This window comes from Micromonospora chaiyaphumensis, assembly GCF_900091435.1.
Lineage (GTDB): Bacteria > Actinomycetota > Actinomycetes > Mycobacteriales > Micromonosporaceae > Micromonospora > Micromonospora chaiyaphumensis.
In genome coordinates this window covers 466,479-487,366 of sequence record NZ_FMCS01000003.1, presented here as the reverse complement: position 1 = coordinate 487,366, position 20,888 = coordinate 466,479, and the positions used below count along the sequence as shown (strand labels likewise).

Sequence of the window (20,888 nt, the reverse complement as noted above, 5' to 3'; positions counted from 1 at the left end):
CGCCCGGTGAAGACCGGGCGTCCTTCGCCGGGCGGCCCCGTTTCGGTCAGCGCGTTCGGGAGCCGGTCATCGGCGGAACGGCCCGGTGACGCAGTAGGTGATGCCGCCGGAGGATGAGCCGGTCGTGCCGCGTTGCGACGAGAAGTACAGCCGGTCCCCGGCCGGGGTGAACGCCGGCCCCGTGATCTCCGAGCCGCTCTGTCCGGTGATCCGCAGGAAGACGGAGATCTTGTCGTCCGGTGTGATCATGCAGATCTCCATGTTCCCGCCGTCCTCGGCGACGTACAGGTCGCCGGCCGTGGACCCGGTGATGTTGTCGACCCCGGTCAGCGGGGCGGCGCCAGGGCTGACCAGGTTGTCGTCGTAGGCGAGCTCGTACGTGCCGGCGGCCAGGTTGACCTGCCACACGCGGTTGTCGCCCTTGGTGGTGAACCAGACGGTGTCGTCGGCGTAGTGGCAGCCCTCGCCGCCGTTGAACGTTTTCGCGCCGGACACCTGCTGGCGGGTCGGGGTGGGCGAGCCGTCCGGGTCGGGCACCGTGGCCCAGGTGAACGTGCCGGAGGTGGCCGTGCCGGCGCGGAAGACCTGGAGGGTTCCGGCGGAAAGGTCGCCCCAGGTGGTCGGCACGAAGCGGTAGAACTTGCCGTCGGTCTCGTCCTCGGTCAGGTAGATGACCCGGCGGACGGGGTCAGCCGCGGCGGCCTCGTGCTTGAATCGGCCCATCGCGGGACGTGCCACTGAGGTCCCGCCGAGCGGGTAGGTCTCGAAGACCCGGCCCAGGGATACTTCCTCGCAGGAGAGCCAGGTGTTCCACGGCGTCTTGCCGCCGGCGCAGTTGTTGTTGGTGCCGGAGAGGATCCGCGACGCCCCGACCACGGTGCCGCTGGAGTTGAAGACGAGGCGTGAGGCGCCGCCGCCCGCATTGGCTGCCACCTCGGAGTTCGACACGTAGATCCAGCCGGTGCCGTTCGGGAACACGGCGCCGCCGTCCGGGGCGTCGTGCCAGGTGTACGACGTCCCCGGCACCGTCTGACGGGATCGCGCGACGATCGAGCTGGTGAAGCCGACCGGCAGCTGGATGCCGTTGGCATCGGCGGGCTGAAGCCCACCGTAGGGCCCCGCTGCGTTCTGCGCCGGGGCTCCGTACGCCGCCGACCACGCTGTGAACGGCAGGGCCACCGCGCCCGCACCGACAACCGTGGCCCGCAACATTGCTCGACGATCCATGGAACCTCCTCGGTAGGTTCCCCAGATCTGACCGTGCAGAGCTTACGCACTTCGATCGGCTGGATGAACGTCGATGGACGCCTGGGTGTGGGTCGTCGCATCGACGAACGGGGTGGCCCGCCTGGCGGCGGACCCGAAAGTCGGTTGCTGGCGACGGTGTACTCCGGGACGCTGGGTGGCATGACGTTCTGAGGGCAGCACCTTCGTCGCCGCCACGCCATCGCGATCGGCGGCCGTCCATCCCGTCTTTGGCGAGAAGCGAGCGTCCTTGTCCGTTAAGCCTTTCCGGCAGGAGTACCTGCCGGCACCAGCCCCTGCCACCGTCACCGTCTTCGCCTCCCCGTCCAGCTGGGTCGAGTCCGACGCCGTCGACCAGTGCCGCCAGGTGGCCACCCTCGACGGCATGGTCCATGTCGCCGGCATGCCGGATCTGCATCCCGGCAAGGGCGCCCCGATCGGCGCCGCGATGACCTCGACCATGCTCTACCCGCATTTGGTCGGCTCGGACATCGGCTGCGGCATCGCCGTCTTCCCGATCGCGCTGAAGCGGGTCGTGCCGGAGCGGCTCGCCGCCCGCTTCCCCGACCTGGACCGCCCGCTCGACCCCGATCGGGACGCCGACGACCCGGCCTGGTCCGTGCTGGACGGTGACATCCCCGCCGGCCACCTCGACGGTCTCGGCACCGTCGGGCGGGGCAACCACTTCGTTGAGCTGGCCCGCGTCGGCGAGGTCCTCGACCCGGGCCACGCCGCGCGGCTCCAGCTCGCCGCCGGTGACACGGTTCTCGTCGTGCACAGCGGGTCACGCGGCCTCGGCGAGCGGATCCTGCGTGAGCACACTGAGCTGCGAGGCGCCGGGCCCGCGGGCGACCCGGCCGCGTACCTGGCACGGCACGACGACGCCGTACGCTGGGGCTCGCTCAACCGGCGGCTGCTGGCCGCCCGGACCGCGATCGCACTGGGTGCCGAGCCGACGGCGCCGATCGTGGACCAGTGCCACAACCTGGTCGAGGTACGCGACCGGCACTACCTGCACCGCAAGGGCGCGGCGCCGGGCGACGGTCGAGACGTGCTCGTCGCCGGCACCCGCGGCACCCCGTCGTACCTGGTGGCCGCGCACGCGGGCGCGCAGGCCAACCACTCGGTGGCACACGGGGCGGGCCGCAAGATGTCCCGGGCCGACGCGTTGCGCCGGGGCCGGGCCAAGCACACGGTCGAGGAGCTGCGCCGCACCCCGGTGGGTTCGCTGGTGGTCTGCGGCGACCGGCAGCTGCTGTTCGAGGAGGCGCCGACCGCGTACAAGCGGATCGAGCAGGTGATCGCCGACCTGGTCGGTCACGGGCTGGCGACCCCGGTGGCGACCACGGTCCCACTGGTCACCTACAAGACGCCGGACGTGGGGGTCGCGACCCGCGGCGACCGGCGACCCGAGCGCCGGCAGGCCGAGCACCGGTGGCGGGGGCGGCGGTGAGCCCGCACCTGCTGCTGTCGGCCGGCCGGGGCCCGCAGGAGTGCGCGTGGGCGCTGGCCCGGCTGCTGCGCCGGCTGGACGCCGACGCCGCCCGGCACGATGTGGGCGTAGTACGGCTGGAAAGCGTCGCCGGCGACCGGCCCGGCACCTACCGGTCGGTCCTGATCCGGCTCACCGGCGCGGGTGCGGAGGCGTTCGCCGCCGGCTGGACCGGAACGTTGTGCTGGCAGGCGCCCAGCCCCTACCGGGCCGGCCATGGCCGGAAGAACTGGTACGTCGCCGCCCGGCGGTGCGAGGTCGACGCCCCGATCACCCCATTCACCGAGGCGGACGTGGAGGTGGTCGCCGTACGCACCGGCGGGCCGGGCGGCCAGCACCGCAACAAGGCCAGCACCGCCGTGCGGGCCACCCACCGCCCGACCGGCACCGTCGTGGTGGTCGACACCGAGCGGCAGTTCAGCCTCAACCGGGGCATCGCGCTGCGGCTGCTGCGGCAGCGGCTCGCGGCCGGTGACGAGGCGGCCGGGCGGGCGGTCGTGGCCGCCCGATGGCACGTCCACGACGAGCTGGTGCGGGGCGATCCCGTGCGCATCGAACGCCCCTGACCGGCCTTCCCAGCCGCCGCGGAACGCTCGGCGTACAGCACCATCCTGCCCGCCGACGGTCGGGGGGATGCCACCGCCTACGTCGACGCCGAGATCGCTCGTCGTTTCGGCTGGCCGAAGCTGGATCGGGCGTTGTCTGAGGCGGAGTTGGAGCAGTTGAGCGACGACATCGGCGGGTGGGTGAGGCAGGACCGGACGCAAGGTCGCCTTCCCGAGGAAGTGGAGTACCCGCTCCACAAGGGCTACGACCACGGGGTTCAGGCAACCCATTTCTGTCGGCCGCCGGGTTCATCCCTGAAGCCGGCGGCGATTGTGGGTGTTATGTCGGCAGTGAAGTTGCCCGTGCAGCCGCCACCACGCGGTTACACCGGGAGGCGCCGTACTTCGCGGCCCGCATCGAGGCTTCCCGGCGGGTGAAGTCCGGGCCCCCAGCCTCCTGATAGGCAGTGCAGTAAAGCTGAAGGCCTGGAATCGGGCCGTCGCGGACCGCCACGGTTTCTTCCGGCTCGGCCATGTTGCTGGCTTCTTGCTCCGCGAGCAGCCCTAATGTGCGCATCGACGGTCCGGGAACGACGTCGAGGCCGGCCGACAGCGGGTCGGCGGCAACTGCGGCGAGCACAGCGGCGGGGGGCCAGTGCTGCGGTGTTCCAGGGTCGTGCAGGTAGCGGAGCTGCCAGACCCAGACTTTGCCGGGCTGCCACTGCCAGCACACCAGATCCGGACCGCCGTTTCGCTTCACGTCTGCGGCTACCAGGAGCTCCGGGCGAGCCGTGGCAAGCAAGTGTGCTCGCAAGGCCAGCGCCGTGCCTTCGGCTAGGGAGTTGGGACCGCCGTCGGAGTCGTCCACGAGAGCCTCCTTAGGTCGAGTGCCGGGGCCATGGCCGAGCCCAGCTTCGGAGACCGGGCCCGGCCAATGGATTTAACTAGAACCAGCGGGACACGAGTCGTCCGGCCAAGCTGGCGTGATGCTCCAGCTTCGCGATGCCGGAGCTGAGGTACTGAGCTTCGGCCCGCGCTTCGAGCGCCGTGAAGTGAGCGACCAGCACCAACGTTGCGACCGGGCTACCCGTCCGGAAGAGTGGGGGCAGGTGGTGGTGAAGATCGGGTCAGTGGCCGGGATCCGAGCGAACCTGAGTACGCCGACTCATGCTCGGCCGGGGTTAGGCCGTCCACGCTGACCACATGACGTCTGAAGCGGTCGGCACAGGTCGGCGGGGTGGCCCGATCGTGGGATTCCTGTTCCTGCTCTGGGTCTGCGGGCTGATCGCGGCGGCCGTGTGGTGGGTGGGCATCGGCCTGGAGCAGTGGAGCGTCAGCTACGGCGATCAGCCCGGCGAGTTCGAGGACCTCAGACGCCGGGCGAGCGTGGCGCTGCTGGTCGCCGCGTTGGTGGCGACCGCCGGGCCGGTCCTCATCGCGCTCGTGGCGTACCAACTGCGGCTGGTACGCACGGCGGTCGTTTTCCTGGTGCTGACTGTCGTGATCGCCGTGCCCGCCGTACCGGTCGCCATGCTCGCCGGCCGGGACCTCGATCCGGCGCCGGCCGTGACGACGCCCGGCCCGCCGGGGCACTGCGTGGAACACAGCGGCGGTGACACCCGCTGCCCGGGCGGCTGAACGACTGACCTCATGGCCCCACTAATGGACAGCCACGTCATCTACCGCGATCCCCCTGACCGGATCGATCCGCACAGTGAGTGAGTTGGCCGCCGAGATCCTCGGCGGGCAACGCGTCGGCATCCGCATCGAGGACAAGAGGCTGAGCTTCTTCGACCTGGACACGCGGGGCCTGCTGCGCACCCGACCCAACCCGCTGGCTCCCGCCGAGGTCGCCCGGCTGCGTGGGGCTCGGCCCGCCGGGCCACCCCGCAACCCGCAACAGAGCCAGGGCACGCCGGCAAACCCCCAGGGCCATAGGAATGCCAGGCCAACCAAGGGCGGGAGCACCCTGCTCCCATCTGCTCACAATCTAAGGGGCAACAGCGGCGAAGCCCGTTACCGGCGATTCCGGTGACCGGCTTCCTGCCCCATATATCCATGGTTGGCGATACTGGAATCGAACCAGTGACCTCTTCGGTGTGAAGCAGGACGCCGCACCGACTCTGACCTGCGAAAACGAGAAGCCGCAGGCAGGGGTGGGTGCAGCTGGGTGCGATCAGCTGCCGTTCCGTGCGGTTCAGGGCCGTTCAGTGCACCCTGCTGCTCCCAACCTGCTCCCCCGATCAGGGGCTCGCGACCGGGCTGCAGCGTCCAGGCTGCGTCGGACCGTCCTGCACGTCGTTCGTCAGACACCGTGGCCGCTTGCCCGAGCCGTCCTTGCTGACGCCGACGCCAGGTCAGCGACCGTTGGGCTCAGTTGCTCCCGATCCACTGCCACGGCCCGGTTGTCAACCCGACATGCTCAGGTATGCCGCGCCTTATCAGCGGCATGACAGTGCGTTCCGAGGCCGCTCCGCGTTCGTTTCCACAGGGGCGCTGGGCGATCTGAGATGCTGACGATCATGTGGCGAGAGAAAATCCTGGGATGGACGGCTGATGCCACCTTCCATACCGGGACTTCGGAGGCGGCGATTCGCGCCTGCGAGGCCGCACTGGGCCAAGCCCTGCCTCGCGACCTTGCCGAGCTCCTCCGGGAGAGCGACGGTGTCAAGGGCGAGTACGGCCTTGATCTCGTCTGGCCCGTAGAACGGATCAAAACCGACAACGTGGAGTTTCGCACCGACGCCACGTTCGCCCAGCTTTACATGCCGTTCGAACCCTTGTTGTTCTTCGCGGACGCCGGCAACGGCGATCAGTTCGCCTTCGTCATGCGTGACCGTCCGGCCGACGTGTTCGTCTGGGATCATGAAACGGACAGCCGAACGATGGTCGCCCCGAGCCTGGCCACCTATCTAGAGTGGTGGCTCGATGGCAGGATCAAGATCTGATCCTGCTTTCGGCTTGAATGTACGCTTTTCGGCAGATCCGCGCACACTCAGCGGCAAATCAGGATGCTGGCGCGACGCGATTCGAGACACGAATCCGCACGACCGGCTCACGGTCTTTCGTGGGTAACGGCGTCTCTCGGGTCGGTTGTTGCCACGATGGCGTCGACCTCGAACTCCACCAACCACTCCGGATCGATGAAACGCGATACTTCTACGAAGGTGCACGCCGGTCGTACCTGAGAGAACCGTTCGCCATGTGCGCGCGCCGCCTCTCGCCAACGGGCGATGTCAACGAGCATGACCCTGGTTCTGATGACGTCTGCCAGCGTTGCGCCGGCCTCGCGCAGTGCTTGCTCGGCGATGTCCAGGCAACGCACGGATTGCGCGTACACATCTCCCGGACCGGCTGTGGCACCGTCGTCCGCGATCGGCGCGGTGCCGGCCACGGACACGTACGGCCCTATCCGCACGGCGCGTGAGAAGCCGATCTCCGGTTCCAGCGGTGATCCTGAAGTCACCAAGCGGCGAAAAGAAGGCACGGTACAAGAGCATTGCAGAGCAGCGACGGCGCCGGGCGCCCGCCCGGCGCCTTAACGCCCGTCGCCTCCACTGGCGCTGCCACCCCAACTGGCTCATCCGCATGGCGCACTCAACTCGGCATGAGCGGACGCCGTCGGCCCGTAAGGCGGAGTCAGGGGCCTAAGGCTTCGGCCTCGCCGAAGAGGTCATCGTTTGGGAAACCCGCTCAGGTGTTCGCAGTTGGGATTCAGGTCTCAGCTCGGGGAATCCACACCGACGTCACCACGACGGCACCCTGAACCGTAGTCCGGGCCGCGCTGAAGCCGGGCTGGTGCTCGGCCGCTGTTGACAGCGACCGCTGGAGGATCGACATCCGCGATGCACCGGGTGCCACCGCTCAGCTACTGTGACCGCCATGAGCGACGCGGCTGACCAGCACCGGCAGCGGGACGCCGAACGAGAGGCGGAACGAATCCGCAGTCTGCTCCGACAGCACGGCGGCCGAGAGCACGACCCCAGCCGCGAACAGGAACACTACGAAGGCGGCTTCCAGGTCGAAGTCGGGAAAAGTGGCGGCCCCCATCACGTGGGCGGTTTCCACGTTGACCCGTTCCGCGTACAGCCTCAAAAGATGCGCCGGCACGCTGAGACGCTGGCTGCACACGGGTATCAAGTAGAGGTCCGTGAGTACTTCGACGGCGAGATTCTGGAGGTCACACCCCCGGCGCCGCGGCCACGTGGGGCGTGGCTACGGAGACTCTTCCGAGGATGAGCATCCCCTCGTCGCCCTCCGCCTAGGGAGTAGGTGACCCTTTCCGTCAATCTTTGATCTTGGTTGCGGAACTGGTTACCGGGCTGATGATTGTCCTGTCAGTGGAACTCCCAACGAAACATCGGCCGCAATGGGCTCCCGGCTGCCCGACGGGCCGGGGTTTTTCAGGATCGCGACCGCGGCGGGCCGAATACCCACGTCACCCGCCCGCCGCCTGGTCGAGGGCGCGGCGATGCCATGACGTACTGAAGCATATGGCTAGGCAGCGGCTGACTAACCGCTGCCCTGGCCGGTACGGTGCCGCACATGACAAACGCGGTGGCCGTCGACGTAACGGCGGGCTTCGCCGGAGACGTCCTGCCCCCGGTCTCGATCGAAGATGCAGCGAGCAGGATCTTGGCGTATTGCACGTCCCGACACAGTGGATGGGCCGTCTACGACCTGGCTGGCATCGGCGCCCGATCGGCGGGACTACTCGACGAAGTCTCCACATGGTCGCTGTTGTTCGCCAACGCCCTCAACGGCCGGGTCGAACTCAAGCAGATCGCCGACTTCGACCTCACGCGCCGACGCGAGTTCGCCCACCGAATCAGTCGCGTTCCAGCAGACCAGGATCTGCACCACCTCACTCACGTCCAGCTGAACGCCGTCATCCACGCGTGCCAGTTCGGTTTCGACGGGGCATGGGCCCCGAGAATCACGAAACTCGCTGCGCTGTACCGACCCCGGGCCATACCCGTGCTAGACGGCTACGTCGGAATGGCCTTCGGCTACCAGCGTGACGATCTCAGCCTCAAGGTTCAGCGGTTCGGCCAAGATCGACAAGAGCGGATCTCCGCGATCGTGCGAGCGATGGCGGCGTACCTCCGCGACCACGCCGGCACGCTGGCTCAACTACGAGCGGAAGTTTCGCCGACTGTGCCCGAGCTGGCGGAAGCGCAGCCAGGAAGCGAGTGCCCTCTGATCGCCGACCTCCGGCTGCTAGACATGGTCGTGTGGACGGCGATGGACGACCGCCTCGCTATCGACGCAGGACTGCCACCGAGATGGCTCGGCCGGCCACTCGGAGCCCACATTCCATGCGAGGCCGTCGCTCCGGTGCCCATCACCGCAACAACCCCGAACAGCGCAGACCCCACGGAGGTGATATTGCAATCCAGCTAGACGGGCCGCACACGCCTGTAGCCCATGCCGCAACCGCGGCGACCGCCCCAGCTGCTACCCGCCACCACCCACCCAACCCCTGAGCTACCTGATAGGCCACTTCGGGCCCGCCGAAGGGCTCACCGAGCAGGAAACCCTGGCCAGAGGCTTGCTCGCGGGATTGAGGCCCCACGATTCAGGATCCATGTCGACGCCATCACGGGGCCGTCCCGGAAGCCGCACGTCGATGCGGCGGGACCATGGTGGCTGGCGCTCGGCGACCCCGCGCGGATGCGCCAGCGGCCGCGGCTGCATCGCTGGGTCCCGCACCGCCGCATAGGTGGGGACCGCAATGAGCCCACCGGTGCGGTTGTACGACCCGGCCTGCAAGGCAACCTGCTGCACCATGCCACCGACCTGCCGCTGCACAGTCCGAGCCTTCATCAGCCAGCAAACCCGGTGCTCCACCAACGCCTCGGCGATCCACCGCCCCGCAACATCGATTACATCACGAGGCCGACGAGCGGCCAGCAGCTCCCGATCCAACGCCACCCGGGAAGCCAACCACCACCGGCCCGCACCCCGGCTGCTGCATCCCTCGGAGACCGGCCGAGCCTCATCTGCCCTTAGGGTTACGTCCGTGGATCAGGGCACCGGCGAGACCAACTTCCTACGAGTGCTGCGTCTGGCTTTCGAAGAGATCGCCAGCGACGAGCCGGTCGTCGTGGCCGCAGACTCGGGTCCTCCGCTATCGCACGGATGGCAAACGCGTTCGGCAACCTCTCCTGCAGATCTGGCGAGGCTCGCAACAAGCCCGGCTCACCCGATCGCCCCGCCCGCCTCCGCCGGCGCACCGCGTTCAGCGGACCGGTAGCGCCTTGGTGCCACCGCCCTTGATCGAGTGGGTCACCTTCGGACCCCCCGACCAGTAGAAGCAGCGGATCCCCCGGTCACCGCGCGCCCACGCCTCCGCGGCCGGCACCAGGTACGAGGTGCCCGTCCGGTAGCGCAGCACGCCGTCCACCGGGACCTTCGCGTACCGGGCCACGAGGGCCCGGCACTTCGCGTGCACGCCGTCCTCGTCGCGGCCCGCGTCCGCGTACGGGGTGTCGGGCGCCGTCCACGAGCCGACGTACTCGAACGTGTGCGGCCGGGCGCAGCCGGTCTGCTCGAAGGCGCCGTACCGGTCCTCGTTCAGGCACCCGAGGGCCAGCGGTGAGGGGCCCTTCAGCGCGCCCCGCAGGCTGCCGGTGTGCTGCACCGGGTGGTCGTCCGGATGCCGTCGCGCGGAGCCGCCGTCGGCCGTGTCCAGCTCGAAAATGTCGCACCGGAACCAGCGACTGCCACCCTGCCACCCGCCCGGGGACGGGGGCGCGACCTGCACCGTCAAGCGGGCGCCCCGCCAGTCGCCACCGACGAACGCGGTCGCCTTCGCGTCGCATTCGGCGAACGCCGGTCGCAGCACCGCCGAACCCACCGGCGGCGGGGTTTCCCGTTCGGCTACCGCGCCGGTGAAGGTGCCCAGGTAGAAGGTCTCCAGCAGGTGCTGCCGCGTGCAGTCGACCGGCTGGTAGCTGGTCAGGTAACTCGACGGGCTGGCGATCACGTGGCAGTCGCCCACTTTCGGGGTGAACTGCACGGCCGCCGCGGCGGGCCGCCAGTCGTCGGTCAGGTCGCCGTCCAACCCGGCCGGCGCCCCGCACCCCGCCATCGCCGTCACCGCCCCGGCCAGGGCGGCCACCGCCGCCCGTACCCGCCACCGTCGCATGTCACCCTCCCCGTCGTGCCGGCGCAGCATATGCCACCCGGAGGCATCGCCAGGGTCCCCGTCCGTCGTGCGACATCCGGCGGAGGCCAGGCGCTGAGAGGGCGCGGGCGGCCCGTGACGACCTCGACGGCGAACGGCTCAGGGGCGGTCCCGATCTTTCGTTACACCGCACGCTGACCACTCCCGCCCCGCGCAAGAGGCTGCAGCCACTTACCTGGCTGCTCCCCACGTGCTTCCCGATCCCCGGCGGGGCGGCCGTGGCGTCCCCGCACCTGACGCTCTATTTCGCCGCGTTTTCCAAGGTGCAGCACGAGCGTCTTGTCCCTCAGCGTGACCGATGGCCAAGACGGCGGTCGGGCAGGCCCGCGCCGTGTGAGGCGGGGGATTTGCGGTCCCGGACCCGCTGCCTCAACCGATGTGCCGGCCGGTCACCGCATCCCCGGGCTCCGAATTCGCTCCCGCAGCCTCCGTCAATCGGCTCACTCAGCCGACGCAGCGACGCCTCGACGGCCATGACTGGCCCAAGTGCCTGGGACGAAGCCGTCATGGTGGCCCGTGACACCCGCGACGTCAGACACGCCGGACAATTTGTCGTGACCGGCGCCTATGGTGTCGGCCATGACCTGGTACGAAGCGCTGCCGCCGGACATCCCTGGGGGCCGGTTGATGAAGCCATACAACGGCGGGACGCCGGTGTACTGGCTCTCCTCGCACCCCGCCGCGGCAGGTGATTGGTCCCGGTGGCGGGCCCAGCATCACCGAACCGGACTGTGGCCGCTGCTCGCGCTGCACGTCGAGGGTGACAACGAACCGTTCGGCGTCGACGCCGAATACGACCGCATCACCACGGTTGAACAGCACGACAGCGGCGTGGTCCTCGCCGAATGGTGGCAGGGGATCACCGAGGACGACCTCGACCAAGAGGCCGCTGCCAACCTCGGCTACCTTGATCCGGTCGGTGCACGATGGCCCGGCCTCATACCTGCCCTGGATCGGCAAGGTCCGGTGGAGCACTTCGCCGATCAATACGCCGACATGCTCTGCACCGGCCAGGCCCGCCTGGCGCTGGTCCCCGCGACCGACGGCGCACATGCATTGACAGAGATCAGCTGGACCGGGCCACTCAACCACGACAACGACACCGCTCGCTTCGCCGCCGTTGCCCGCGACTGGCAGCACCGGTTCGGGGCCACGGTCGTCGGGCTGAGCTTCGACACCCTGCACTTGAGCATCGCCGCGCCACCGGTCACCCTCGACCTGGCCCTGCAGGTGACAGCCGAACATTTCGCCTTCTGCCCGGACAACATCTGGCAGAGCCATACCGACACCTTCCCGCAGTACGCCGAAGCAATCATGGGCTTGAACTGCTGGAGCTTCTGGTGGGACTGACCCCGAGGCAGCGCGCTCACCAGGGCCGCGACGGCGATCATCGCGCTGGCAGCAGCACCCCCTGGACCCCCGCCGATGCTGCGATCGATGGATGAGCCGCCAAGCCCATGACCAGCTTTGGTCGCCGCACCCCGCCACAGTCGTGGCGTATCGACAGCCCGGCGGTGCGCCCGGCAGCACTTGGCTTGGAGGCCGGCCTGCCCAACGTGCGCGCCGGTGCCGCACGTCCCTGAACCCAGGGGTGGCAGCACCGTTCGAGTCGGGCCAGGCTCCGGGGGGCCCGGTCATGCTGAGCGGGCTCCCAGAAACGCTCAGCTGCGTCCTACCGTGCCCGCACATAGGCCGATCGCGGGCAAGAGCGGATGTTTCATGCTGGCCGATCTACCAACTTCGACGGGACGCTGGTGGCGGCCTACTCGCCTGCGTCTACGTGGGTGAGTAGGCGAGCGGCCAGCGCGCGCACCTCGGTTCTGAGTTCGGCGGGCCGTTCGATGGTGAAGGGCCAGCCGAGCCCGGCCAGCATCTGGGCGGCGCCGTCGAGGTGTTCGGCTCGGGCGGTCAGCCGCACTCCGTTGGCGACCTCGGTGAGTGTGCCGACCGAGGGAGGGATCCGCCGCCGTGCCTGGGCGAGGCTGGTCTGCAGCAGGACCGAGAGGTCGTGGGCGTAGGGCACCGAGGCCAGTCCGGCGAGGACGTGGCCGGTGGGGTCGAACCCGGCCGGTACCTCGAACGCCCCGTCGGTGGCGCGGATAGCGCTGATGCGGTCGAGTCGGAATGTCCGCGTGGATCCGCTGGCGTGGTCGCGACCGGTGACGTACCAGCGGCCGTTGTGGAAGACCAGCCCGTACGGGTCGAGGCCGCGCTCGCTGGAGTGGCCATGCCAGGTGGTGTAGGTCAGCTGTACCGGGTGTCGGTGGCGGGCCGCCTCGGCGAGCACCAGCAGCACCTCGGTGCCGGGCGGGGCGGGTTGTCGGACGGGTCCGGTGACGTCCATGGTGTTCAGTAGGGCGTCGATGCGTCGGGCAAGGGCGGCTGGCAGTACCCGGCGCAGCTTGGCGGTGGCGCTCTGGGTGGCTGCGTGATCGGCTGTGACCATGCCCGCGCGGCGTCCGGCGGCAAGGCCGAGGGCGATGGCGACCGCCTCGTCGTCGGTGAGCATGAGTGGCGGCAGCTTGTATCCGGGCGCGAGCCGGTACCCGCCGTAGCGGCCACGGCGCGCTTCGACCGGGATGCCCAGGTCGAGGAGGTGGGTCGCGTAGCGGCGGACGGTGCGCTCGTCGACGTCGAGCCGGCGGGCCAGGTCGGCGACGTTGAATGCGCCGCCCGACTGGAGGATCTCTAGCAGGGCCAGTACGCGCGCTGTCGGCCTGGCCAAAGACGTCCTCCTAATCCGGGCGGAAACTGTCCGGTATTGACCGTAGCGTATCGCGCATGACGACATTCGTACTGGTCCCCGGGTTCTGGCTCGGCGCCTGGGCCTGGCATTCGACGGCCGCTGAACTACGCCGGCACGGCCACGACGTGTACCCGATCAGCCTGACCGGCCTCGGGGAGCGCGCTCACCTGGCCCGTCCCGACACCGACCTCGATGTCCACGTCACCGACGTGGTCAACCTCCTGCGCTACGAGGACCTTCGCGACGTGGTCCTCGTCGGGCACAGCTACGCCGGTAGCGTCGTCACCGCGGCCGCCGACCGCGTCACCGACCGCGTCGCCCAGCTGGTCTATGTCGACACCGGCCCGCTGCCCGACGGGGTGACCCAGGTCGAGTTCACCCCGCCGGCCGAGCGCGAGCGCAACGCGGCATTGGTGGCCGACCACGGTGACGGGTGGCGGCTGCCGCCGCCGCCCTGGGCCGACCTTGCTGCCAGCGTGCCCGACGTGGATGACTCGATCGTCACGCTGCTGCGCGAGCGGTCGGTCGACCAGCCGTGGGCGACCGCCACCGCCCCGGTCCGGCTGACCGGGGAGTGGGAAAAGCTGCCCAGACTCGGCGTGCTGTCAAGCTTCACCGCCGCGCAGGTGCAGGGGATGGCCGCGACACTGCCGCTGTACCGCCACATGGCCGACGACGCGTGGCGCTACGAGGAACTGCCGACCTGGCATTGGCCGATGCTCAGCCGACCGGTCGAGCTGGCGGCAATCCTGCACCAGGCGCGGCTGAAGGCGTAACCGCCGCTGCCGGGTGACCAACACCAGGCCACCCGGCAGCGGTACGCGGTCAACGACGGGAACCGAACAACCCGGCCATGCCATCCCAAAGCAACGTCCGCGATTCGGCGCGAGCGGACGCTGACCACGCGCGCGGTCTGCGGCAGTTGAGTAAGTCGACGGTTGGCAACCGATGCGTTCCGCGAGCAGCGGTATCGCCCCCTCGCCCTGCACGTTCGACTGCCTCAGCGAACCTGGAACGCGCGTCTCCGACCGCTACCACTTCGACTGAGCCCCGTCGCCGTGGGCGCCCCGAGAAGACGCCCAACTTCCGGAGGCACTCGACCAGTACCAGATACCGCCGCTACGACAGTGTTAGCGGGCCGGCCCGCCGTATGGTTCGTGGCTGAGCTGCTGGACGCCGCCCTGCTGGGGCCCGCTGTACGGGCCGGGTAACCCATCGGCCGGCGGCCTCGTGTGCAGCACCGCGGTCGGCGCGTCGCTCATGCCCGCTCCGGCTGGCGCCGTCAGCTGAGTCGCCACGTGCGGAGCCGGCTTGTCCGGCGTGTTCCGGCGGCGGATCCCCATCAGGGCCAGTGCGCCCAAACCGGCGACGACCAGCAGGCCGCCCAGGATGAACGGCAGCGAACCGCTGCCCTCGTCGCTCACAGCTTCGAGGGCGGGAGGTGCCGCCGTGGCTACGCTGGTCTCCGGCCCGGGAGCCTCGTCCGCTGCCGTTGCGGTGGGCGACGGCGCGGTCGTGGCGGGCGTGGCCACGGCGGCTAAGGTCAGCCGCACCGTCGCGGTGTCACCGGCGGAGCCCTGTACGGTCGTGCGGCTGGTGCGATAGCCGTCCAGGGCCGCGACGACCGTGATCCGGCCCTCGGCGATCGTCTTGCCGGCGCCCGACTTGATCGAGAACCGACCGCTCCGGTCGCTCGTTGTACGGTATTCGTGCCCGGCGCTGTCCCGGACGGTCAGGGCCACGCCGCCGATCGCCTTGCCGCTGGTGTCGCGGACCTGGCCGGACACCCCGTCCACCTCCGACGACGGCTTGTCCCCGCTGGGTTGCGGCGCACCCGCGCCGGGTTGCGACGTGCCCGGGCCGTAAACGTAGACCATCTTGAAGTCGAAGATGTTCTGCCCGTCGAGCCGTACGCCGACGGAGATGTTGAGACCGCTAATCTCGCCCGCGCGCACCTGAGGCGCGACAACGGTGGCCTGGAAGTCCTGGCTCTGGCCGGGTTTGAGGTTCGGCTCCACCCGGCAGCCGGTGGTGCACTGCAGGCCGCCACCGACCACCACGATGGCCGTTTCGGCCCCGCTCCCGTTGTTCGTGACGCGGAACTGAATGCGAACCTTGTCGCCGGGCTTCACATTCTCCGCCGACACGCTCAGGATGCTGACGGGTGCCGCGGCGCCCACCACGGGTGCCGCGGACACCGCGAGCGTCCCCCCGGTGAGCGCGATCAATGCGGCGACCCGGGCCCATCGGGCACGCGAGCGTGTCGTCACCTTCCATCCTCTCCGAGGGCAGGCGACATCGGCCGATGACGCCGACGGACACTATGCCCTGTCGGGAATCGGTTGCGCGACTCGCGCCCCCTACCCGGCCTCTCGCAGGGACCTCGCGCTGGCCTGCTTGATATGCAGCCTCGCGATTGCGGGATTTCTCGCAGCCGGACGGCTACGTCCTGATGAGGGTCAGCCCTCGGCCTCGGCGCGGTCGCCCTTTTCGTCGCCGGCCTTTTGGCTCCGGAACCTCTTCGCGCGGGTTCTGGTGACCACTCTGAACCGATACCCGGTCCGTCGCAACCGGTGGGACCTGCTCGTCCCAGCCTGACTCGTTGGCATGTCTGCGGCGGCACCCGCAGGCGTTCACTCGGCCTCGGCGTCCTCGATGCGGATCCCCAGCGCCCGGGCCAGGGTGACGGACTAGCGAGGGATCAGGCACCAGCCCGTCTCAGCGCATCAAGCAGGTGTTGACGCGGCGGGCGAGAAGTGACAGACGTAAGCAGCAGCGGTAGGTGTCCTTGAATGGTGAGCAAGTGGGGACAGTGCACTGCCACAACAAGATCGGGGGCTCAGTGTCCCAACGGAGCAGCCAACAAATCCAACTTGTGCCACCTGCATGATCCTGCTCCGCAGTGCGGTGCCATCTTTGGTCCTGGCACTCGGCGCTGCACCGTCGCCACTGGCGGAGGCCACTGCGTTCATCACCAAGTGCCAGATCAAGAGGCTTTATTCTGAGCGACCAGCCCCGTCCTTGGTGCTGAAGTAGCGGTAGAGGGTCTCCTTCGACACCCCATGAGGGAACACAGCTCGGCGACGCCGATGCCGTCGAGGCCCCGCTCGTGGAGCAGGCGGGTCGCCCCGTCGATGATGCCGGAACCGGTGCGTTCCGGGTCAATGGTGGATCCCTTGGGGACGGGCACGGCACAGATGGTACCGAGTGGTTCCTTCTACTGCTAGCATCGCCCAGTTCGTACTGATCGGTTCGATCACTGGGAGGGCTGATGACGGCAACCCCGACCGCGGGGTTGTGGCCGGCCGCACGGCTCGCCCTCGGCACCGCCTGCGCGCTCGGCCTCGCCCGCTTTGCGTACGGGCTGCTGCTGCCAGCCATGCGCGACGACCTGCACTGGACCCTGGCAGCAGCCGGTGCAGTGGCCACCGCCAACGGCTTCGGCTACCTGCTCGGTGCGCTGGTGACCCGCATCCTGATACACCGCCTCGGCGCGGCCACCGCATTCCGCCTGGCCATGGCGTTGACCACCACGTCGCTGGCCCTGACCGCCGTCAGTGGTGATTACCTGACGCTGCTGGCCCTCCGCACGCTCTCCGGGGCCACCGGAGCGGTGGTTTTCGTCGCCGGCGGGGTGCTCGCATCCCGCCTCGCGGCGGACGCCGCGTCGGCCACCCCCATCACGGTGTACTTCGCCGGCGCCGGCCTGGGCATCGTCCTCAGCGGCGTGGCCGTACCGCTGCTCGGTGAGCACTGGCGGCTGGCCTGGGTGGCCCTGGGCGCCGCTGCCGCGCTCGCGACGGCGGTCAGCTGGACCGGGGCAAGCAGCGGGGCCGGACCATCCTCGGCCGGCCGGGCCCGGCTGCGGCAACTGCTCGCACCCGCCCTGGCCTACCTGCTCTTCGCCGCCGGCTATATCACCTACATCACCTTCCTCTCCGCCTACCTGGCCGGCCACGAGGCCTCCGTCGGGCAGGTGGTCCTCACCTGGGCCGTGCTCGGCACGGCCGTCGCGGCCGCACCGGCGGTGTGGAGCCGCCCGATCGCCCGATGGCCCGGCAACCGGGCGCTGACCACGCTCCTCGTCGTCCTGAGCGGCGGTGCGGCGCTGATGCTCGTGTCGTCCGCGATGCCCCTCGTGCTGCTCTCCGTGCTCCTGTACGGCGCGAGCTTCATGGGCGTGCCGGCCGCGGTGACGGCCCTCGTCCGGGCCCGCACCGCGGCCGGCGACTGGGCCGCCACGCTCGGCGTGCTCACCGCCGTGTTCGCCGCCGGTCAGACCGCTGGCCCCTGGCTCGCCGGCCTGATCGCCGACCACACCTCCACCACGGCCACCCTCGCCTGGACCGCAGTCCTGTGCGCCGTCGCCGCGGTCATCGCCCTCGTCGGCGACCTCCGGTGCCCCACCACCACTCACGATCAACACAAGGAGCAGGATCATGGCCAACGTCGTACTCGTCCCCGGGATGTGCCACGGCGGGTGGTGCTTCGAGCAGCTCACCCGCCGGCTACGCGGCGCGGGACACACGGTCCATCCGCTGACGTTGACCGGCCTCAGTGAACGCAGCCACCTCCTGCACGGCACGGTCAACCTCGACACCCACATCCAGGACGTGGTGGCCACGCTCGAGGGCGAGAATCTGCGGGACGTGACGCTCGTCGGGCACAGCTACGGCGGGATGGTGATCACCGGAGCCGCGGACCGCGCACCCGACCGGGTCCGCTGCCTGGTCTACCTGGACGCCGTGGTACCCGCTCACGGCGACTCCTGCTGGTCGCTCGTGTCAGACCAGGAGCGACGGTGGTACGTGGACGTGGACGAGACCGGGTGCGCGTCCCGGGTGCTGCCGATCTTCGACGCACGGGCCACGTCCCACCCGATCGCCTCATTGCTCCAGCCACTCCGGCTCACCGGCGATCTCGGGCACATCGAGCGCCGAGACTACGTGTACGCCGCCGGCTGGGCCGACCAGTCCCCGTTCACCACGACCTACCAGAAGCTGAGTGCGGACCCCGGCTGGACCACCCACGCCCTGCCCGGCGGGCACAATCTCATGCGCGACAACCCGGACGAGCTGGCGGCGATCCTGGACCGCGCCGCCTCCCACTGACCGACAGCGCCGAGCACCCGCGCCCGGGACCCTGCAAACGTCAAGGGTCCCGGGCGCGGCATGCGCCGGGGCACGGTGCTCGGCGCGCTAAGGCCAACGGTGCCGGCATGACCACGGCGGTACGGGTGCTCGCCACCCTGCTGCGCCCCGTGCCGCGACACCGATGAGCGCGGCGCCCACGAGGTAGCCGACCTGTTGGCTGTGGTCAGGGCACCGGCTCGGGCGAGGCTCTACTGCAGATCGGCTCTCACGGGCGGGAGGAGCAGGCCGTAGGCGATCGGGAGATCCCCAGGGCAGAAGCGGTTCCCAGGGCGAATCGCGCGGCGTCCCAGTGGAGCTTCGACTTCTGCCGCTGCAGAGCGCCGACGGCTCCGGCAGCCGTGGAGTTCGGGTTCACCGGGGGACGTCCGTCAGGTACCGATCGAGGAAGGCGACCACCGTACGGGCGAGGGCGACCCGGTGGTCGGACAAGACGTGGTCCGTGTGGAAGACGCAGTGTTCCAGCTCGCGGACCGGGTGGGCGAGGTAGGCGGCCACCAGCGGATCGTGGTGGATGCCGACGGGAGTGACGGGGTCCCGGCCGGTGCCGACCAGCAGCACGGGGCGGGTGGCCAGCCGGGGGGCGAGGCGGGCCAGGCGCCACGCGTCCCCCGCCTGTTCCATCTCCGTGACCAGCGCCTGCGCGCTGGTGCCCCGCAGGGGCAGTAGCTCGCCTTCCCAGCCGTCCAGGTAGGCGGCTCGCGTCGTCGGGTCGCTGCGGCACGCGGCGGCGGCCGTGCCGAAATCGAAACCGGCCACCGAACCGACCGCTGTCACGCCGGGGTCGGCGGCCGCTGTCATCAACGCGGCGAAACCGCCGGCGCTGTGGCCGATGAGGGCCAACCGGTCCGCGTCGAGGGCGTAGGCCGCGCCGACCTCGGGTTCGCGCAGATGGGCGACCGCGCGAGCGGCGTCCTCCAGCATGTGGGTCCATGACCAGGAGCCGTCCACCCCCCAGGACCCGCGGTAGTGGAAGACCAACGTCGCGTACCCCGCCCGGCGCAACGCCTGCGCGAGGTCAAAGTTCCGCTCATTGCCCGGAAAGCCGTGCAGCACGACAACGACGGGGTGCCGGCCGGGCCCGGCGGGCACATGCAGGACGCCCAGCAGGGTGGCGCGGGCGCTCTGAAAGGTCATCGGCACAGTACGCGCGGGGGGACCAGGCGCTGCGGCGGGATCGGTGACGAGGGGGTCGGACACAGCGCTCTCCTTAGATGGAACCGGTCGGTCCGATGGGACGTTAACAGACTGTCGAACCGACTGGTACCATCTCCGCGTGCCCGTCCCCAAAGGCAGCAGCCTCGACCCCGACCGCACCCGAGCCGCGATCCTCCACACGGCGGAGGGAATCCTCTACGCGCGCGGGCTCGACGGCGTGGGTGTCGCGGAGCTCTGCGCCGAGGCGGGCATCTCGAAAGAGACGCTGTACCGCCACTTCGGATCGAAAGAGGGACTCATCCGCTGCGTTCTGGAGGCGCGCAGCGACCGCGTCATCCGTTGGCTGGCCCAAGCCGCCGCCGACGCGGGCGACGAGCCGGCGAACCAGCTCGCCGCGGTCTTCGACGCCTTGGGCGCCTGGTTCGGCGAGCCCGGCTTCCGCGGCTGCGCGATCGTCAACGCCGCCACCCAGCACCACGACACGCCGACCGGCACCATTGCCAGCCGCCATCTCGGCCGCTACCTGGACCTCTTCACCGACATCGCGACCCGAGCCGGAGCCGCACATCCCGCCGCGCTGGGACGGCAACTTCTCCTGCTCCTGGAGGGCGCAATCGTGGTCGCCGACCACCTCGACGGTCCCGTCGCCGCGGGCGACGCCCGCGAGGCGGCCCTCGCCCTCCTGCACCGCGCGGCCAGCCGACCCGCCGACGGGTAGACGCCGACGCCGGACCGCCGCCGACGTGCGGTCACCACGACCGCGGCCTGTGCTGTCGGCTGTCTACAGACCAGCGAGCCGGGCGGACCCCGCTTCCAGGGCGCGGTCGACGGAGATGGATGGCCCGATGTCATGGGGTACGGACATATTGGCTCCATGGATCAAGGACACCAGATCGCAGAGCGCATGTACGAGGCCTTCAACCGACGGGACACGGCGGCCGCCAAAGAAATCTTCGCCGACAGCTTCTACAGTCACCCGTTGAAGACCAGCGGATGGGAGTGCGTGCAGCGGGCCTGGCAGCGCATGTGGGACCAGCATCCCGCCCTAAAGGTCACTCTCAAAGATCTGGTTGCGGACGACCAACGGGTGGCAACTCGGACCGAGATGGGCGGATTCGTTGACGGCTCGACGGCAACGATGCTGGAGATGTTCACCTTCGACGGCGATCGGATCACTGAGCTTTGGGGCCTCTCAGCCAAACCGCAGGCGAGTTCCTAGTTCTGCTCGCCACATCGATGCTCGGCGTGGTGTCCCGGTCGAGCACCGCGCTCATTCGCCTGTGTTGGTCACCCCAACCGGTGCCGCTGCACGCTCTCGCGGCCGTCGACTGCTCCAGCTGAAGCATCAAAGTGTTCTAGACCG

General features: G+C 69.6%; 20 protein-coding genes. 12 read left to right on the top strand and 8 right to left on the bottom strand.

The genetic code is table 11. The features are described from left to right. Nucleotides 1–66 precede the first annotated feature (66 nt). Complete coding sequence (locus GA0070214_RS11380; RefSeq protein ID WP_091261921.1) at nt 67–1,227, bottom strand: alkaline phosphatase PhoX; 1,161 nt, start codon at nt 1,225–1,227, stop codon at nt 67–69. Nucleotides 1,228–1,495: 268 nt separating this feature from the next. On the opposite strand from GA0070214_RS11380, the gene GA0070214_RS11375 reads away from it, so the two are divergent. Both GA0070214_RS11375 and prfH read left to right on the top strand, forming a co-directional pair. Further along, nucleotides 1,496–2,698, top strand: coding sequence for an RNA ligase RtcB family protein (locus GA0070214_RS11375; protein ID WP_091261920.1), 1,203 nt, complete (start codon nt 1,496–1,498; stop codon nt 2,696–2,698). Then, a complete protein-coding gene (gene prfH / locus GA0070214_RS11370; RefSeq protein WP_091262129.1) occupies nt 2,695–3,303 on the top strand; it encodes a peptide chain release factor H in 609 nt (202 codons plus the stop codon). Before GA0070214_RS11375 ends, prfH begins: the two co-directional genes overlap by 4 nt. Before the next feature lie 319 nt (nt 3,304–3,622). Here prfH and GA0070214_RS11365 read toward each other — a convergent pair whose 3' ends face one another. Beyond that, nucleotides 3,623–4,150 carry a hypothetical protein gene (locus tag GA0070214_RS11365; RefSeq protein WP_091261919.1) on the bottom strand — a complete coding sequence of 176 codons (528 nt, stop codon included), beginning with the start codon at nt 4,148–4,150 and terminating at the stop codon, nt 3,623–3,625. 335 nt (nt 4,151–4,485) lie between these two features. Here GA0070214_RS11365 and GA0070214_RS11360 point away from each other — a divergent pair, with 335 nt between their 5' ends. The 3 genes from GA0070214_RS11360 to GA0070214_RS11350 all read left to right on the top strand — a co-directional run bounded on the left by GA0070214_RS11360 (nt 4,486) and on the right by GA0070214_RS11350 (nt 6,230). Then, on the top strand, nt 4,486–4,920 hold the full coding sequence (locus tag GA0070214_RS11360) for a hypothetical protein (protein WP_139141828.1): 435 nt from the start codon (nt 4,486–4,488) through the stop codon (nt 4,918–4,920). 85 nt (nt 4,921–5,005) lie between these two features. Further along, entirely contained in the window at nt 5,006–5,317 is a 312-nt protein-coding gene (locus GA0070214_RS11355; protein WP_139141827.1) for a hypothetical protein, read from the top strand. Between the two features lie 475 nt (nt 5,318–5,792). Next, nucleotides 5,793–6,230 (top strand): SMI1/KNR4 family protein, encoded by a 438-nt coding sequence (locus GA0070214_RS11350; protein WP_208602719.1) that lies wholly within the window; start codon nt 5,793–5,795, stop codon nt 6,228–6,230. A gap of 107 nt (nt 6,231–6,337) precedes the next feature. Here GA0070214_RS11350 and GA0070214_RS11345 read toward each other — a convergent pair whose 3' ends face one another. After that, a complete protein-coding gene (locus tag GA0070214_RS11345; RefSeq protein ID WP_091261916.1) occupies nt 6,338–6,769 on the bottom strand; it encodes a RidA family protein in 432 nt (143 codons plus the stop codon). A 377-nt stretch (nt 6,770–7,146) separates the two neighbouring features. After that, nucleotides 7,147–7,392, bottom strand: a complete 246-nt coding sequence (locus GA0070214_RS11340; protein WP_139141826.1) for a hypothetical protein — start codon at nt 7,390–7,392, stop codon at nt 7,147–7,149. Between the two features lie 435 nt (nt 7,393–7,827). Between GA0070214_RS11340 and GA0070214_RS11335 the strand changes: the two genes are divergently transcribed. Continuing rightward, nucleotides 7,828–8,685, top strand: a complete 858-nt coding sequence (locus GA0070214_RS11335) for a DUF6308 family protein (RefSeq protein WP_139141825.1) — start codon at nt 7,828–7,830, stop codon at nt 8,683–8,685. Between the two features lie 838 nt (nt 8,686–9,523). On the opposite strand, the gene GA0070214_RS11330 is transcribed toward GA0070214_RS11335, so the two are convergent. Beyond that, the gene (locus GA0070214_RS11330; RefSeq protein ID WP_091262125.1) at nt 9,524–10,432 is read right to left on the bottom strand and encodes a septum formation family protein; all 909 of its coding nucleotides are present in this window, start codon (nt 10,430–10,432) and stop codon (nt 9,524–9,526) included. A gap of 618 nt (nt 10,433–11,050) precedes the next feature. Here GA0070214_RS11330 and GA0070214_RS11325 point away from each other — a divergent pair. Beyond that, complete coding sequence (locus GA0070214_RS11325; RefSeq protein WP_167364248.1) at nt 11,051–11,821, top strand: DUF4253 domain-containing protein; 771 nt, start codon at nt 11,051–11,053, stop codon at nt 11,819–11,821. Nucleotides 11,822–12,233: 412 nt separating this feature from the next. Here the strand turns inward: GA0070214_RS11325 and GA0070214_RS11320 are convergent, their stop codons facing one another. Continuing rightward, a complete protein-coding gene (locus tag GA0070214_RS11320; protein ID WP_091261912.1) occupies nt 12,234–13,196 on the bottom strand; it encodes a helix-turn-helix transcriptional regulator in 963 nt (320 codons plus the stop codon). Between the two features lie 56 nt (nt 13,197–13,252). On the opposite strand from GA0070214_RS11320, the gene GA0070214_RS11315 reads away from it, so the two are divergent. Next, nucleotides 13,253–13,993, top strand: coding sequence for an alpha/beta fold hydrolase (locus GA0070214_RS11315; RefSeq protein ID WP_091261911.1), 741 nt, complete (start codon nt 13,253–13,255; stop codon nt 13,991–13,993). Nucleotides 13,994–14,347: 354 nt separating this feature from the next. On the opposite strand, the gene GA0070214_RS11310 is transcribed toward GA0070214_RS11315, so the two are convergent. After that, the gene (locus tag GA0070214_RS11310; protein WP_091261910.1) at nt 14,348–15,487 is read right to left on the bottom strand and encodes a carboxypeptidase-like regulatory domain-containing protein; all 1,140 of its coding nucleotides are present in this window, start codon (nt 15,485–15,487) and stop codon (nt 14,348–14,350) included. Between the two features lie 1,001 nt (nt 15,488–16,488). On the opposite strand from GA0070214_RS11310, the gene GA0070214_RS32385 reads away from it, so the two are divergent. After that, entirely contained in the window at nt 16,489–17,778 is a 1,290-nt protein-coding gene (locus GA0070214_RS32385; RefSeq protein ID WP_244167666.1) for a YbfB/YjiJ family MFS transporter, read from the top strand. Continuing rightward, entirely contained in the window at nt 17,684–18,328 is a 645-nt protein-coding gene (locus GA0070214_RS11295; RefSeq protein ID WP_244167684.1) for an alpha/beta fold hydrolase, read from the top strand. The genes GA0070214_RS32385 and GA0070214_RS11295 overlap by 95 nt, the downstream gene beginning before the upstream one ends. Nucleotides 18,329–18,721: 393 nt before the next feature. On the opposite strand, the gene GA0070214_RS11290 is transcribed toward GA0070214_RS11295, so the two are convergent. Further along, nucleotides 18,722–19,567 (bottom strand): alpha/beta hydrolase family protein, encoded by an 846-nt coding sequence (locus tag GA0070214_RS11290; RefSeq protein ID WP_091261908.1) that lies wholly within the window; start codon nt 19,565–19,567, stop codon nt 18,722–18,724. 76 nt (nt 19,568–19,643) lie between these two features. On the opposite strand from GA0070214_RS11290, the gene GA0070214_RS11285 reads away from it, so the two are divergent. Next, nucleotides 19,644–20,243 (top strand): TetR/AcrR family transcriptional regulator, encoded by a 600-nt coding sequence (locus tag GA0070214_RS11285; protein ID WP_091261907.1) that lies wholly within the window; start codon nt 19,644–19,646, stop codon nt 20,241–20,243. A 156-nt stretch (nt 20,244–20,399) separates the two neighbouring features. Further along, complete coding sequence (locus GA0070214_RS11280) at nt 20,400–20,744, top strand: nuclear transport factor 2 family protein (protein ID WP_167364247.1); 345 nt, start codon at nt 20,400–20,402, stop codon at nt 20,742–20,744. The last annotated feature ends 144 nt before the right edge of the window (nt 20,745–20,888 follow it).

Excerpts from the sequence above, each read along its gene's own strand:
- GA0070214_RS11380 (WP_091261921.1), bottom strand. The coding sequence starts at position 1,227 with ATGGATCGTCGAGCAATGTTGCGGGCCACGGTTGTCGGTGCGGGCGCG.
- GA0070214_RS11360 (WP_139141828.1), top strand. The coding sequence starts at position 4,486 with ATGACGTCTGAAGCGGTCGGCACAGGTCGGCGGGGTGGCCCGATCGTG.
- GA0070214_RS11350 (WP_208602719.1), top strand. The coding sequence starts at position 5,793 with ATGCTGACGATCATGTGGCGAGAGAAAATCCTGGGATGGACGGCTGAT.
- GA0070214_RS11335 (WP_139141825.1), top strand. The coding sequence starts at position 7,828 with ATGACAAACGCGGTGGCCGTCGACGTAACGGCGGGCTTCGCCGGAGAC.
- GA0070214_RS11330 (WP_091262125.1), bottom strand. The coding sequence starts at position 10,432 with ATGCGACGGTGGCGGGTACGGGCGGCGGTGGCCGCCCTGGCCGGGGCG.
- GA0070214_RS11325 (WP_167364248.1), top strand. The coding sequence starts at position 11,051 with ATGACCTGGTACGAAGCGCTGCCGCCGGACATCCCTGGGGGCCGGTTG.
- GA0070214_RS11315 (WP_091261911.1), top strand. The coding sequence starts at position 13,253 with ATGACGACATTCGTACTGGTCCCCGGGTTCTGGCTCGGCGCCTGGGCC.
- GA0070214_RS32385 (WP_244167666.1), top strand. The coding sequence starts at position 16,489 with ATGACGGCAACCCCGACCGCGGGGTTGTGGCCGGCCGCACGGCTCGCC.
- GA0070214_RS11295 (WP_244167684.1), top strand. The coding sequence starts at position 17,684 with ATGTGCCACGGCGGGTGGTGCTTCGAGCAGCTCACCCGCCGGCTACGC.
- GA0070214_RS11280 (WP_167364247.1), top strand. The coding sequence starts at position 20,400 with ATGGATCAAGGACACCAGATCGCAGAGCGCATGTACGAGGCCTTCAAC.